We start from the raw sequence: 14,570 nt of genomic DNA on the forward strand, positions 1-14,570 counted from the left end.
TTTTTTTAGGAGAGAAAAAGATGAAGGAAAAAGAACGGTTAATTATTGAAACAGCAATTAAATTATTTGCAATGAAGGGTGTTAGTGCGACGTCTATTCAAGAAATAGCAACAGAATGCGGTATTTCCAAAGGCGCATTTTATTTGCATTTTAAATCGAAAGACACTTTAGTATTGGCCACGTTGGAGTATTACTACGACCGGATTCAAAATAAAATGATGGATATTGAAAAAGAATCATTACCTCCACGTGAGAAATTTGAAAAACAATTACATTGCCAGTTTTACGAATTACAACAAAAAAGAGAATTCATTATTATGTGTATGAGGGAAAATGCGATTCCTTTTAATAAAGAAGTAGAAGCATTTATGACAAGAATGAGATTAGAATCACATGCTTTTCACCGCGATGGTTTACTTGCTATATACGGGGAAGAGATTGCTTCTTATCTTATTGATGTAATTATTATGCTAGAAGGGATATCGCATGGGTATTTGGAGTCGGTTATCTTTAATGTGGTAAATGTAGATATAGCATATATAGTGAGATTTATATTAAAAAGAATGGATGATATCGTAGCTGGGTTACAACGTTCAAATGAAAAACCGGTTATTTTAGAACGAGAACTCAATCATTTTTTGTGCGATGGGAATGTAATGAACGGACATATGGAAGAATCATTTGTAAATGAAATTATTACGTTAAAACGTACGCTAGTAGACCAATTAGGAAATGATGAATTACTAGTTACACTAGATGTGCTAGAGTCAGAAATGAAAACGAATCATCCGCGGGTTCCAGTTATTCAAGGGATGTTGTCTAACTTAAAATCGTATCCTGAATTGCATGATTTCCGTGAAAGACTTGCGTTGTATTATAAAATAACAAATTAATATTATAGACAAAAGGGAACTTATCATTTAAAATTAGTACCAAGTCATAATAATTGATATAAAACGGAGGGTTGCGATGTGAACGTAGGCATTTTAGGGATCGGGAGATATGTGCCGGAAAAGGTTGTCACAAATCACGACTTAGAGAAAATGATGGATACATCTGATGAGTGGATTCGTACAAGAACGGGAATTGAAGAAAGACGAATTGCCGATGATACAATAGATACTTCACATATGGCTGTGGAAGCTGCAAAAAAAGCACTTGAAAATGCAGGGATGAACGGGGAAGAAATTGATCTTATTTTAGTTGCAACAGTAACGGCGGATCGTTCGTTTCCGGCGGTTGCTTGTGTAGTTCAAGAACAAATTGGAGCGAAGCATGCAGCAGCTATGGATTTAGGTGCAGCTTGTGCTGGTTTTATGTACGGAATGATTACCGCACAACAATTTATTCAAACTGGAACTTATAAAAATATATTAGTAATTGGTAGCGATAAGTTATCTAAAATTGTAGATTGGAATGACCGAAATACGGCAGTTTTATTTGGTGATGGAGCAGGTGCTGTCGTTATGGGAGCTGTTTCAGAAGGAAAAGGTATTCTTTCATTTGAATTAGGAGCGGATGGAAGTGGTGGTAAACACCTTTATCGTGATGAATATGTTATGATGAATGGCAGAGAAGTCTTTAAATTTGCTGTTCGTCAACTTGGTGATTCTTGCCTTCGTGTTTTAGAAAAAGCAAACCTTACGAAAGAAGATGTGGACTTTTTAGTGCCTCACCAAGCAAATATTCGTATTATGGAATCGGCGAGAGAGCGATTAAATTTACCACAGGAGAAGATGAGTACGACAATTTCTAAGTTTGGGAATACGTCAGCTTCTTCGATTCCAATTGCTATGGTAGAAGAATTACAAAATGGACGCATTCAAGATGGTGATCTTATCATATTAGTTGGTTTTGGCGGCGGATTAACATGGGGAGCAGTTGCTCTTCGTTGGGGTAAATAAGGACTGAGAGAAAAGGAGTGTATTTTGTATGGAAAAAAAGCGTGTTGTAATTACAGGATTAGGAGCAGTTACTCCTGTAGGAAATGATGTAGAAACTGCATGGAACAACATTAAGCAAGGTGTATCTGGAATTGGACGTATTACACGCTTAGATGCAGAGCAATTTCCGGCAAAAGTAGCAGCGGAAGTTAACGACTTTGAAGTCGAGAAATATATCGATAAGAAAGAAGCGCGTCGTATGGACCGCTTTACACAATATGCTGTTGCAGCTGCAAAAATGGCTGTAGAAGATGCGAAATTAGAAATCACAGAAGAGAATGCTCCGCGTATCGGAGTATGGGTTGGATCTGGAATTGGCGGTATGGAAACATACGAAGAACAATTTAAAGTATATATGGAAAAGGGTGCACGCCGCGTGAGTCCATTTTTCGTACCGATGATGATTCCGGATATGGCAGCTGGTCAAGTATCGATTGCTACTGGGGCAAAAGGGATTAATACGTGCTCAGTAACAGCTTGTGCATCAGGAGCGAATTCAATCGGTGATGCATTTAAAGTAATTCAGCGCGGTGATGCGGATGCAATGATTACAGGCGGAGCAGAAGCACCGCTAACAAATATAGCATTTGCAGGGTTTAGTTCTGCTAAAGCATTAACATTTAATGAAGATCCGGCAACGGCTTGCCGTCCGTTTGATAAAAATCGCAGCGGTTTTGTTATGGGTGAAGGTGCTGGTATCCTTATCTTAGAAGAGTTAGAGCATGCACTAGCACGCGGTGCTCATATTTACGCAGAAATCGCTGGTTATGGTGCGACAGGTGATGCATTCCATATTACAATGCCTGCTCCTGGCGGTGAAGGCGGTGTTCGTGCAATGCGTCAGGCATTAGCTGACGCTGGATTACAGCCGGAAGAGATCGATTATATTAATGCGCACGGTACAAGTACAGAAGCAAATGAAAAGTATGAAACGATGGCAATTAAAGAAGTGTTTGGTGAGCATGCATATAAAGTAGCAGTAAGCTCAACAAAATCAATGACAGGACATTTACTAGGTGCAGCTGGTGCGGTAGAAGCGATTATATCTGTTAAAACAATTACAGATGGTATTGTTCCGCCAACAATTAACTATGAAACACCAGATCCAGAGTGTGACTTAGATTGTGTACCAAATAAAGCAAGACAACAAGAGGTACGTGCTGTATTAAGTAACTCATTAGGTTTCGGTGGTCATAACGCAGCATTAGTATTTAAAGCATACAAATAATAAAAAAAAGTGCAGATGAAAATCTGCACTTTTTTTTTGCTTTCTTTCGCATAGCTGCATATGTATGAAACAAAGGGGGGAGAGAGATGGGAGTGTTTCGAACGGCAGAATTGATGCGCGAGTATTACTGGCGACCAGAAAAAATTTGTGAGAAGTTAACAAAATATATTCCGCTCGAAAAAGAACCTTTGTATCGATTTCTTGTTTCAAAGGGAATGTTTCGCCCAGTAGTAGATGGAGAGAAAGAAATTGACATATTACAAAAAGAACGAGTATGGGAGCAATTGGCAGTAGAGTACAAAGAATTACGGAAATGGTTGAAAGGACCTGATATACCGGTATTTATTTTATTATCTGATCCGTATAATCGTACGGTTCAGCGAGAATATAACGGAAAAACAGGATTAGCAATGCGAAATGCTTTATTTTTATTTGTAAGTTCACAAAATTCGATTGCTGAGTTAAAGGCATTGCTTACCCATGAATATCACCACATATGTCGTATTCATGAAAGCAAGGTGATAGAAGAACAGTATACCATTTTGGATACGATGATTATGGAAGGATTAGCAGAACAAGCTGTGTATGAAAGGTATGGAGATTCTTACCATGCTCCTTGGGTGTCTTATTATAGTAAAGAAGAAGCGATTATGTTTTGGCATCGGTATATACTAGATAGGTGTGATTTGAAGCGAGGTACAAGGGAGCATGATGTGTTGTTAAATGGATGGAGACTCTATCCGAAAATGCTTGGGTATGCTGTAGGAGCTCATATCGTAAAGGATTGTGTAGAGCATAAGAAATACAATACAAATGCTTTACTAGAAATGGATGCTAAAACCATTTTAAAAGAGGCAGTTTCTTTTGACTCATAAGAATGATGTATGAACTTAGCTGTAGCTAAGTTTTTTTATTTTATCCCGCATTAACGGGCAGTAAGACCCCCACCTCAAGATTTAGAGAGAAGCGAGGAAGATAGGTGGGGGACAACTGCCCGTAAAAGCCCGATTGGTGAGAGCTTTCCCTCAGTGGGGGATGAAAAACCCCCCCACTGAGGGAAGTTTCACTTCATCACGTATCAATAGGTAGTAAGTATCCATCTTAAGATTTAAAGAAAATAAAGAAGATAGATGGCATGGTATTAACTTTTTCACTCATTATTAGCGGGGATGATATTTACTGATGAAAGTTTTACTTTACGAGAATGAAAGGTGAGAGACAATGAAGAAATTAATAATAAGAATATATTTCCTCCATTGGAATAAATTTTACGAAAGATGACCATAATGAGAGCTACAAACAGTTGTGAAGTGAGGGGAAAGCAATGTTATATCTGCATGATGTATGGGTAAATTGGTTTGAAGGTGAAGAAAACGGGTATAACGTCTGTCATTTCTATGAATGGCGGAAGGATGATACGATCGAATTGTTAGATCAAGTACCATTATTAAAAGTAGATTCCGCATTATATCATTACATCGAGAACGAATTGCTAGAGCTTCCGCCAAAACTATTGGAAGACGTACATCATAAGGCGTATATTCGAAAAAACCATGAACGACTGCAGCAAGAGTATTGTTTTGTTGTATCAGATGGAAAAGGAATTATTGCAATTGATACAATTGGATACAATATTCCAATACGCAAAAGTCGACTGATTCCAAGACAAGAGCAAATGGTGTATGAAATGGTAGAAAACGTACAGGCAGAAACATATGATTTTGAAGTGGAGGCATCACAAAAGGAACATCATATTTTATCACCTTCTCCGCATATGATGAATGGGCTAACACGGAAAGAAAGACAATTAAAACAACTGCTCTTTATGACGCTAGATCAACTACATACAACGAAGAACCCAGCGGAGATTCGCTATTGGTATACAGAATGGGATCCAGCAGCATATCCATCTGTGCAACACCTGACATTTGAAGAAGTATGGAACCGTTTATATGAAGAAGCAAAGTATGGCTGGTCAGATAAACATGAACAGCTTTGTGAACGACTTGTGAGAGGACAACCGTTCTTTGAAAAGTTGTGGGAAATGGAAAATGAGCAAAAGGTAAATTAAAGGGAATGATCCAAAAGGCACGTAAGGTGCTTTTTCGGATCATTCCCTTTTTGTGTGTTCACAAAGATATCGGCGCTTCGACAGAATATAAAGTGAAACTTCCATCAGTGATGCTTTTCTCACTGATGGAAAGCTCTCACCAATCGGGCTTTTACGGGCAGTTTTCTTCCCCAGCCTTTACTGCCCGTTAATGCGGGATAAAGACCTCTCGATAATGTTCAGCATGCAAGTAGTCGAGTCGCTTTCGCTTTTCTAGATGTCTAGCTCCAGCGGCTAGAATCTCCGGTCGTTTCGCCCCCTCGGTCGAAGTAAAGAACACTTCTCGATCGTGGGCTCCAACGTCCTACGATTCTGAACAAGCCGCTTTCACTTTTCTTCTTTATCTTCGTTTTCTGCTTAATCCCATTGCATTTTCGATTTTACGAAGCTGTTTCATTGCGACGCGGTTTGCTTTTTCAGCACCTTGATCAAGGATTTCATCTAATTCAGGAGAATTAATGAGTTCATTATATTTGTCTTGAATTGGACGGATTGCTTCTACAACAACTTGTGCTAAGTCGCCTTTGAAGTCACCGTATCCTTTTCCTTCGTACTCTGCTTCTAACTCTGCCACTGTTTTACCTGAGAAAGAAGAATAGATAGTTAATAAGTTTGAAATACCTGGTTTATTTTCTTTATCGAATTTTACGATGCCGTCTGAATCTGTTACAGCACTTTTAATTTTCTTTTCAATTGTTTTTGGATCGTCAAGTAAGCTAATCATAGATTTTGGATTTGGATCTGATTTGCTCATTTTTTTCGTAGGTTCTGTTAATGACATAACGCGTGCGCCTACTTTTGGAATGCGAATTTCTGGAATTGTAAACACTTCGCGATAACGATTGTTGAAACGCTCTGCTAAATCGCGCGTTAACTCAATATGTTGTTTTTGGTCATCCCCAACTGGAACAATCTCTGTATTGTATAGTAAAATGTCTGCTGCCATTAATGGTGGGTATGTTAATAAAGCAGCCGGAACAGATTCTCTTCCTTGTGACTTATCTTTATATTGTGTCATACGTTCTAATTCACCCACGTACGCAGTACATTGCATAATCCATCCGAGCTGACCGTGTGCCGGAACTTCTGATTGTACAAATAATGTAGACTTCTCAGGATCGATGCCACATGCTAAGTATAATGCTGCTAGACTGCGAATATTTTTGCGAAGCTGTACTGGGTCTTGCGGTACAGTAATTGCATGTTGGTTTACAATGCAGAAATAGCAATCATGTTCATTTTGCAGTTCTGTAAACTGCTTCATTGCTCCTAAATAGTTACCAAGTGTAATTGTTCCGCTTGGCTGAATGCCTGAAAAAATAACTGACATATGTATGTCCTCCTTAAAAAGTTGTATAGTTTTCATCTTTCAATATTTCGGCCTAGAGTTCTAGCGCCTTGTAATTCTGAACGAGCCGCTTCCGCTTTTTGAATACAAAAAAGCCCATTCATCCCTAAAAATAGGGACGAATGGACCGCGGTACCACCCTAATTATTTTGCTAAAGCAAAATCTCTTTATCCATTGTAACGTTGGATGTAACGCCAAAGCCTACTCCTAAAACGTTTCGGTTTGGTGCTCAAAAGCCCATTCCATACTGTACAATTACTTGTTTTCACCGACCACAAGCTCTCTGAAATTGCTTCAATATGTACTCTTCTTTCTCATCGCATGCATATAAATTTGTAAGTAAATATTTTCGCACTATTATAACACACAATGAGTGGTTTGCAAACTATATAAGAACAGTGAAGCTAATGATTGTTGACAGTGCTCCTAATATGATACCGGTAATAACGATAGGATATGTCCATGCCAAAGAATATGTGCGGTACAATATTTCTTTCGGATCACGCTTTTCTTCGCCTTCAATTAAAGATTCAATTTTTTTATTTGATCGACCTAATTTTTTAAAAGCATACATTGTTACATTGAAAAAACCACGCTGAAATAAAAATAGAAATCCTCCGATAATAATAAAAATTAAGGCGATATAAAACATAATATTGACAAAATTCAACAAAAAGGAAGTAGAAAGGATAAAAGCACATGCACAAGAAATCGTGATTGTGATGCCTGTTAATATACTAATGCGTGAAAAAAGCGTATTCAAATGCTTCACCTCCACAAAAAAATTACTAGAATTATTATACTATAAAAGTTATAATGAGTACTATAAAGAATTTTTAGAAAAATATACATAATTTCGTATTTTGTTGCAACTAGATAACTACAATGTTAAGTTCTATCTTTACAAAAGATACAAAAAAAACATTTTAGTTTAAAAATTTTAACAAAAAAATAAAAAACTATATTCACAATTGCCTTATTATATGTATAATGAAAATTGTAGAAACTTGGAGATTATTCTTTCAATTCTGCATTTTTACATAGTGAGGGCATAGGGGGTGCACTTAGGGGAGGCAATACAACATGAAGAAGAAGCTGCTATTATTCCTTGCATCGACATTAATAGTTAGCATGCTAGGAGCTTGCGGATAAAAAGAGAAAAAGCAAGCGAAGGGAAAGCAACAAGTAATAACAATGGGAAGTAAGAGCTGAATTTAACAGAAGTATCTGAAATTCCGACAATGGATGCGTTTTCGTTATAATATTCTGAATCTTCTAACGTGTTAAACGATATAATGGAAGAGTTATACCGAGTTGGAATGAACTTGAGAAAGTTTTAATTCAAGAGGATGCAGTTATTGCTCCTGTGTTCCAAAAGGGAACATCATATATGCAAAAAAGCGCTGTAAAAGATGTTGTCAAACGTAATTATGGCGGCAAGTTTTTTTACAAGTGGGCTTCTGTCCAACAATAATATACTTTACTCCATCGGTTACAACGGGTATATGCCTATGATGGGCATATGCTCTTATTTTAAATCAATAATAGTAAGAATATTTTAAACTATCTTATTGCTTTTGAGAAAATGGGGAGGTGCTAGTTATGGGACGTTATACATTGCAACGTTTCGCGTACATGATTATTACATTATTTTTAATCACAACATTAACATTCTTTTTAATGAAATTATTGCCGGGTTCTCCGCTTAAAAACCAAGAGAAGTTATCGCCAGCACAAAGGGAAATCATTTTAGAAGAGTATGGTTTAAATGATCCTCTACCAGTACAATATGTGCACTACATGAAGAATTTAGTTCAAGGAGATTTAGGGGTGTCATTCCAGTATGATAACCGTCCAGTAACAGATATGGTTGTAAGTCGTATTGGTCCATCAGCACAATTAGGTTTTCAAGCGATTGTTTTAGGAACTTTTATGGGATTATTACTAGGTATTGTTGCAGCTCTTCGTACGAATACGTGGGCTGATTACGGGGCGACATTCATTTCGGTACTCGGAATGTCTGTACCAGGATTCGTTTTTGCAGCATTATTACAATATTATGTAGCAGTACAAGCAGGATGGCTGCCGGTAGCATTTTGGAAAGGATTTGAATACACAATTCTACCGACGATTGCGTTATCTGTAGGTGTAACAGCTACAATTGCTCGTTTTGCACGTACAGAATTAATTGAGGTTATGCAGGCTGATTATATTTTAACAGCAAAAGCAAAAGGGCTTAGTAAAGGTGTAATCATTGTAAAACATGCGTTACGAAATGCTCTTATTCCGATTATTACAATTTTAGGTCCAATGGTTGCTAACTTGATGACAGGAACACTTGTTATTGAGCAAGTATTTGCTATACCAGGTTTAGGGGAACAGTTCGTTAAGTCTATAACATTGAACGACTACACAGTTATTATGGGTACAACCCTTTTCTATAGTGCAGTTTTCATTTTTGTTATATTTATTGTCGATATACTATACGGTATAGTTGATCCTCGTATTCGTTTAGCGGGAGGGAAAAAATAATGAAAGATATCCAAAAAATATCTCCAGATTTATTTCAGCCAGCAAATCGCAGCAATACTGATAATGAAGTCATTGCCCGTCCGAGTATAAAATTTTGGGAGGATGTAAGAAGACGTCTGTTTCAACATAAAGGTGCAGTCTTTGGAATGGTTATTCTTCTTATAATTGCGTTATTAGCGATTTTTGGTCCGATGATGAGTAAATATTCTTATAAAGATCAAGATTTAAACCGTGCGAAAATGCCGCCGAGAATACCGGTGTTAGAGAATATTCATTGGCTGCCGTTTGATGGTGTGGATCAATACGGTGTAGACCAATATGAAAAACGAGATATTAAAGAGTATTTCTGGTTTGGTACAGATGATCTTGGCCGCGACATTTGGACAAGAACGTGGGAAGGAACACGAGTATCTTTATATATCGCATTATTAGCAGCGGCAATTGATTTAGTTATCGGGGTTGCATATGGTGGTATTTCCGCATTCTACGGGGGCCGCGTTGATAATTTAATGCAACGTTTTGTTGAAATATTAAATGGTATTCCGTACTTAATTATCGTAATTTTAATGGTAATTATAATGGATCCTGGTATTTTATCGATTACATTTGCAATGGCTCTTACAGGATGGATTGGAATGTCACGTGTTGTTCGTGGACAAGTATTGAAAATGAAAAATCAAGAGTATGTATTAGCATCACGTACACTTGGAGCAACAAATACACAATTAATTGTAAAACATTTAGTGCCAAACTTAATGGGTTCTATCATTGTTATGACAATGTTCACAATTCCAAGTGCAGTGTTTGGAGAAGCTTTCTTAAGTTTCATTGGTCTTGGAATTCAGCCACCGTTAGCATCATTAGGTTCTCTAGTAAGTGATGGGTATAAGTCAATTCAAACATATCCGCATATGATGTTTATTCCAGCGGCCGTAATTAGTATGTTAATTTTAGCATTTAACTTAGTAGCAGACGGTTTACGCGACGCGTTAGATCCGAAAATGCGTAAATAAGGAAGAAAGGAGAGCGAATGATGAAAACATTATTAGAAGTAAAAGATTTACATGTTTCTTTTGACACGCATGCTGGTGAAGTACAAGCGGTGCGCGGAGTTACTTTTGACTTAAAAAAAGGAGAGACGTTAGCGATTGTAGGGGAGTCTGGTTCTGGTAAATCCGTTACATCTAAAGCGTTGATGGACTTAATTCCAAAGCCACCAGGGCGTATTAAAAACGGAGAAATTATTTTTGACGGTCGTGATTTAACGAAGTTAACAGAAAAAGAAATGCAGCAAATTCGCGGAAAAGAAATTGCAATGATTTTCCAAGATCCAATGACATCATTGAATCCAACGATGACAATTGGAAACCAAATTATGGAAGGGCTCGTTAAGCATCAAGGAATGAGTAAAGCAGACGCTCGCAAAGTGGCGTTAGAACTCCTTGATCTTGTTGGAATCCCAAATCCGGAAGCGCGCTTAAAACAGTATCCGCATCAATTTTCAGGCGGTATGAGACAACGTGTTGTTATTGCAATGGCGCTTGCTTGTAACCCGAAATTATTAATCGCCGATGAGCCGACGACTGCACTTGACGTAACAATTCAAGCGCAAATTTTAGAATTAATGAAAGACATTCAGCAAAAAACAGAAGCAGCTATCATCTTTATTACGCATGACTTGGGCGTTGTTGCGAATGTGGCGGATCGCGTAGCTGTTATGTATGCGGGGAAAGTTGTAGAAATTGGAACAGTTGATGAGATTTTCTATAATCCAAAACATCCGTATACATGGGGATTATTAGCTTCTATGCCAAGTTTAGACGGCGGAGAAGAGGAATTGTATGCAATTCCAGGCACACCGCCAGACTTATTAAAACCGCCAAAAGGTGATGCATTTGCAGCGCGTAATCCACAGGCGTTAAAGATTGATTTTGAAATGGAACCACCTTTATTCAAAGTAAGTGATACGCATTATGCAGCGACGTGGCTACTTCATGAACAAGCTCCGAATGTGGAGCCGCCTGAAATTGTCCAAAGACGTATTCGACAAATGAAAGCGGGTGAACAGCATGACTAATAATCGTGAAAAATTGATTGAAGTAAAAAATGTAAAGCAATATTTTAATGTGAGCGGTGGAGTTGTAAAAGCAGTTGATGATGTTACGTTTGATATTTACCGCGGAGAAACATTCGGACTTGTAGGAGAGTCTGGTTCTGGTAAATCGACAACAGGAAGAACGATTATTCGTTTGTATGATGCAACAGCAGGAGAGGTATTATTTAATAGTGAAAATGTGCACGGTAAAAAATCACGTGCTGAATTAAAGAAATTTAACCGTAAAATGCAAATGATTTTCCAAGATCCATATGCATCATTAAACCCACGTTTGAGCGTTGGAGACATTATCGCAGAAGGTATTGATATTCACGGTCTTGCAAAGAACAAAGAGGATCGTATGAAGCGTGTGTACGAGTTGCTTGAAACAGTTGGTCTAAACCGTGAGCATGCAAGTCGTTTCCCTCATGAATTCTCTGGCGGACAACGTCAACGTATTGGAATTGCGAGAGCGCTAGCAGTAGAACCGGATTTTATTATCGCGGATGAGCCAATTTCAGCGCTTGACGTGTCGATTCAAGCGCAAGTAGTTAACTTATTGAAAAAATTGCAAAAAGAAAAAGGGCTAACATTTTTATTCATTGCGCATGATTTATCAATGGTAAAATATATTAGTGATCGCATCGGTGTTATGTATCACGGGAAAATTGTGGAGCTGGCAACGAGTGAAGAGTTATATGAGTATCCAATTCATCCGTATACAAAATCACTATTATCAGCAATTCCACTTCCAGATCCAGATTATGAGCGCAATCGTAAACGTATCGTGTATGATCCATCTCAGCATCAATATGGTAATGAAGAGCCAAAGATGCGAGAAATTCGCCCGGGGCATTTTATTCTTTGCTCAGAAGCTGAATATAAGAAATATAAAGAAATTTATCAATAAGAGAAAACGAGCACATGAAAAATGTGCTCGTTTTTTTAGATCCTTAGAAGAACGAATGAGTAAATCATTCGTTCTTTTTTAAATCATTGAACCAAAAAACATATACTATAAAAACAGAATAATTATATTCTGATAATTTAAATAAATCAAAAAATAATTAAAGGTGAAATAAAATAGAGTTATAAAGCGCTTACAAAACATTTGTTATTAACAGAAAATTTTAATAAGATAATAAAATGAATATACAAATAATTGATTTGTGTGTATAATATGAATTGTTAGAACTTAATTACTTTTTGTACTTTTTAATGAAAGGGCTAACATTTTGGGGGAGGGTATAATACATGAAGAAAAAGGTGCCGATGCTACTTGCATCAACATTAACAGTAAGCATGATTCTAGGGGGATGCGGATATTCAAAAGAAGATTCGCAAGCAAAAGCAAAAGGGGACACAAGCAGTGCAAAACAGGTAATTAACCTGGTTGAAACAGCTGAGCTTCCAACGATGGATACAACATTAACAACAGATGGAACATCTTCAAATGTAATGAACAATACAATGGAAGGGTTATACCGTCTTGGAAAAGATAATAAATTGGTTCCAGGTGTTGCTGAGTCGTATGAAAAATCACCAGATGGAAAGAAATATACGTTTAAATTACGTAAAGATTCAAAATGGTCAAATGGTGACCCTGTAACAGCAAAAGATTTTGTGTATTCTTGGCAGCGAGCAGTAAATCCAGAGACAGCTGCAAAATCTGCTTACATAATGTTTGATGTGAAGAATGCAGAGAAGATCAATATGAAACAATTGCCGCCAGAACAATTAGGTGTAAAAGCAGTTGATGATTATACATTAGAAGTAGAACTAGACAATCCAGTTCCATATTTTGTAGATTTAACAGTATATCCGTTGTTCTATCCTCTTAATGAGAAATATGTGAAAGAACAAGGCGCGAAGCACGGATTGGAAGCAAATACAACATTGTATAATGGACCATTTGTATTAAGTGAGTGGAAACATGAGCAAAGCTTCCAGTTAAAGAAAAATCCATCTTATTGGGATAATAAAACAGTTAAATTAGAGGAAATCAACTATAATATCGTAAAAGATACAGCAACAGCGGTAAATTTATATGAAACAAACGCAGTTGACCGTGTTTATTTATCGGCAGAATTTGTAGATAAATATAAAAAAGGTAGCGATTTTAAAACGACAAGCGATCCAACAGTATTCTTCTTACGCTTAAATGAAAAGAATCCTATTTTAGCAAATAAAAATATTCGTAAAGCGATTTCTTTAGGATTTGAGCGTGATGCAATGATAAATACATTGTTGAATAACGGTTCAAAAACAGCAGGTGGTTTAGTTCCAGCAGACTTTGTTAAGAATTCTGATGGAAAGGATTTCCGTAAAGAAAATGGAAATCTTGCAAAAGTTGATCTGAAAGAAGCGAAAAAGTATTGGGAAGCTGGTAAAAAAGAACTCGGAAAAGACACAATTGAATTAGAATTATTAAACTCTGATTTAGAGTTGAATAAGAAAATGAGTGAGTATTTAAAAGGTGAATTAGAAAAGAACCTACCAGGCTTAAAAGTGAATATTAAAACACAACCATTTGCACAAGTATTAAAATTAGAGAGCAGCGGTGATTATGACATCTCATTTAGCGGTTGGGGGCCAGATTACCCAGATGCAATGACATTCCTTGATATGTTTGTGACAAACGGTGCACAAAATAAAATGGGTTACTCAAATCCGAAGTATGATGAAATCATTACAAAGGCTAAAAAAGATGGCTCAGATTTACAAGCTCGTTGGAACAATTTATTGAGTGCAGAGAAAATGTTATTCGACGATGCAGTTATTGCACCGATATACCAACGCGGAAGAGCGTATTTACAGCGTGAAACAATACAGGATATTTACATCAATAAATATGGTCCAGAGTTAAGCTTTAAATGGGCTTCTGTAAAGTAAGTAAAATGAATTTTTGATTCTAGAGGGTGCTTCGTTATTCCTTATGGATTATTAGTTGAATCAAAGAGAACTTTAAGACTTGTTAGTTTAGAAAAAATAATAAGCATAAAAATGAAGCAGGATTCTAATCCTGCTTCATTTTTTAGTACGTATGTTTTTTATAAATACCTTTACCGCCAACTTTATTCCAACCAGCTTGCACTTCAGAGGATTTATCTACGAATTTCATTTTGTCTTTACCGCCAAACAATTTTTCTCCAATCCCATTTGTGATAATTCCGACTGTTGCGGTAATCCCAATGACTAATGCTGCAACGATTGCGAAATCAAGAAAAAATGCCCCCATATATAAGCCTCCTTTGTATATGTATATATGTATTGTATGTGAAAAAAGATAGAAAAGAAAGAATTGTCTGAAAGA

Annotated in this window: 13 protein-coding genes and 1 other annotated feature; of the genes, 10 read left to right on the forward strand and 3 right to left on the reverse strand. The window is 37.0% G+C overall.

Annotated features, from left to right (window positions below; all coding sequences use genetic code 11):
* The first annotated feature begins 20 nt into the window (after positions 1 to 20).
* The 5 genes from CN326_RS03275 to CN326_RS03295 all read left to right on the forward strand — a co-directional run bounded on the left by CN326_RS03275 (position 21) and on the right by CN326_RS03295 (position 5,242).
* A complete protein-coding gene (locus tag CN326_RS03275; protein WP_098306166.1) occupies positions 21 to 893 on the forward strand; it encodes a TetR/AcrR family transcriptional regulator in 873 nt (290 codons plus the stop codon).
* 78 nt (positions 894 to 971) lie between these two features.
* Positions 972 to 1,904: a beta-ketoacyl-ACP synthase III gene (locus CN326_RS03280; protein ID WP_098306170.1), complete on the forward strand. Its 933-nt coding sequence runs from the start codon at positions 972 to 974 to the stop codon at positions 1,902 to 1,904.
* A 28-nt stretch (positions 1,905 to 1,932) separates the two neighbouring features.
* Entirely contained in the window at positions 1,933 to 3,171 is a 1,239-nt protein-coding gene (gene fabF, locus CN326_RS03285; RefSeq protein ID WP_098306172.1) for a beta-ketoacyl-ACP synthase II, read from the forward strand.
* A gap of 86 nt (positions 3,172 to 3,257) precedes the next feature.
* Positions 3,258 to 4,046, forward strand: coding sequence for a DUF2268 domain-containing putative Zn-dependent protease (locus CN326_RS03290; protein ID WP_098306174.1), 789 nt, complete (start codon positions 3,258 to 3,260; stop codon positions 4,044 to 4,046).
* Between the two features lie 449 nt (positions 4,047 to 4,495).
* Positions 4,496 to 5,242: a YjbA family protein gene (locus tag CN326_RS03295; RefSeq protein ID WP_098306176.1), complete on the forward strand. Its 747-nt coding sequence runs from the start codon at positions 4,496 to 4,498 to the stop codon at positions 5,240 to 5,242.
* 379 nt (positions 5,243 to 5,621) lie between these two features.
* Here CN326_RS03295 and trpS read toward each other — a convergent pair whose 3' ends face one another.
* Positions 5,622 to 6,611 carry a tryptophan--tRNA ligase gene (trpS, locus tag CN326_RS03300; RefSeq protein ID WP_098306178.1) on the reverse strand — a complete coding sequence of 330 codons (990 nt, stop codon included), beginning with the start codon at positions 6,609 to 6,611 and terminating at the stop codon, positions 5,622 to 5,624.
* A 129-nt stretch (positions 6,612 to 6,740) separates the two neighbouring features.
* Positions 6,741 to 6,957: a binding site (T-box leader), on the reverse strand.
* Positions 6,958 to 7,015: 58 nt separating this feature from the next.
* Positions 7,016 to 7,393, reverse strand: a complete 378-nt coding sequence (locus CN326_RS03305) for a DUF3899 domain-containing protein (protein ID WP_429717211.1) — start codon at positions 7,391 to 7,393, stop codon at positions 7,016 to 7,018.
* 839 nt (positions 7,394 to 8,232) lie between these two features.
* Between CN326_RS03305 and opp3b the strand changes: the two genes are divergently transcribed.
* From opp3b to CN326_RS03335, 5 genes are all read left to right on the forward strand, one after another.
* Entirely contained in the window at positions 8,233 to 9,162 is a 930-nt protein-coding gene (gene opp3b, locus CN326_RS03315; RefSeq protein WP_098306180.1) for an oligopeptide ABC transporter permease, read from the forward strand.
* Complete coding sequence (gene opp3C / locus CN326_RS03320; protein ID WP_098306182.1) at positions 9,159 to 10,175, forward strand: oligopeptide ABC transporter permease; 1,017 nt, start codon at positions 9,159 to 9,161, stop codon at positions 10,173 to 10,175. The genes opp3b and opp3C overlap by 4 nt, the downstream gene beginning before the upstream one ends.
* 20 nt (positions 10,176 to 10,195) lie before the next feature.
* Entirely contained in the window at positions 10,196 to 11,239 is a 1,044-nt protein-coding gene (locus CN326_RS03325; protein WP_098306184.1) for an ABC transporter ATP-binding protein, read from the forward strand.
* A complete protein-coding gene (locus tag CN326_RS03330) occupies positions 11,232 to 12,167 on the forward strand; it encodes an ABC transporter ATP-binding protein (RefSeq protein WP_098306186.1) in 936 nt (311 codons plus the stop codon). Before CN326_RS03325 ends, CN326_RS03330 begins: the two co-directional genes overlap by 8 nt.
* 344 nt (positions 12,168 to 12,511) lie before the next feature.
* Entirely contained in the window at positions 12,512 to 14,149 is a 1,638-nt protein-coding gene (locus CN326_RS03335; RefSeq protein ID WP_098306188.1) for a peptide ABC transporter substrate-binding protein, read from the forward strand.
* Between the two features lie 142 nt (positions 14,150 to 14,291).
* Here the strand turns inward: CN326_RS03335 and CN326_RS03340 are convergent, their stop codons facing one another.
* Positions 14,292 to 14,495 carry a hypothetical protein gene (locus CN326_RS03340; protein WP_098306190.1) on the reverse strand — a complete coding sequence of 68 codons (204 nt, stop codon included), beginning with the start codon at positions 14,493 to 14,495 and terminating at the stop codon, positions 14,292 to 14,294.
* Between the last annotated feature and the right edge of the window lie 75 nt (positions 14,496 to 14,570).

The organism is Bacillus sp. AFS018417, from assembly GCF_002560985.1.
Taxonomy (GTDB): domain Bacteria; phylum Bacillota; class Bacilli; order Bacillales; family Bacillaceae_G; genus Bacillus_A; species Bacillus_A rhizoplanae.

What these genes read in the sequence shown, in the direction of transcription:
- CN326_RS03290 (WP_098306174.1), top strand. Translation starts at nt 3,258, where the DNA reads ATGGGAGTGTTTCGAACGGCAGAATTGATGCGCGAGTATTACTGGCGA.
- CN326_RS03295 (WP_098306176.1), top strand. Translation starts at nt 4,496, where the DNA reads ATGTTATATCTGCATGATGTATGGGTAAATTGGTTTGAAGGTGAAGAA.
- opp3b (WP_098306180.1), top strand. Translation starts at nt 8,233, where the DNA reads ATGGGACGTTATACATTGCAACGTTTCGCGTACATGATTATTACATTA.
- CN326_RS03325 (WP_098306184.1), top strand. Translation starts at nt 10,196, where the DNA reads ATGAAAACATTATTAGAAGTAAAAGATTTACATGTTTCTTTTGACACG.
- CN326_RS03275 (WP_098306166.1), top strand. Translation starts at nt 21, where the DNA reads ATGAAGGAAAAAGAACGGTTAATTATTGAAACAGCAATTAAATTATTT.
- CN326_RS03330 (WP_098306186.1), top strand. Translation starts at nt 11,232, where the DNA reads ATGACTAATAATCGTGAAAAATTGATTGAAGTAAAAAATGTAAAGCAA.
- CN326_RS03335 (WP_098306188.1), top strand. Translation starts at nt 12,512, where the DNA reads ATGAAGAAAAAGGTGCCGATGCTACTTGCATCAACATTAACAGTAAGC.
- CN326_RS03340 (WP_098306190.1), bottom strand. Translation starts at nt 14,495, where the DNA reads ATGGGGGCATTTTTTCTTGATTTCGCAATCGTTGCAGCATTAGTCATT.
- trpS (WP_098306178.1), bottom strand. Translation starts at nt 6,611, where the DNA reads ATGTCAGTTATTTTTTCAGGCATTCAGCCAAGCGGAACAATTACACTT.
- fabF (WP_098306172.1), top strand. Translation starts at nt 1,933, where the DNA reads ATGGAAAAAAAGCGTGTTGTAATTACAGGATTAGGAGCAGTTACTCCT.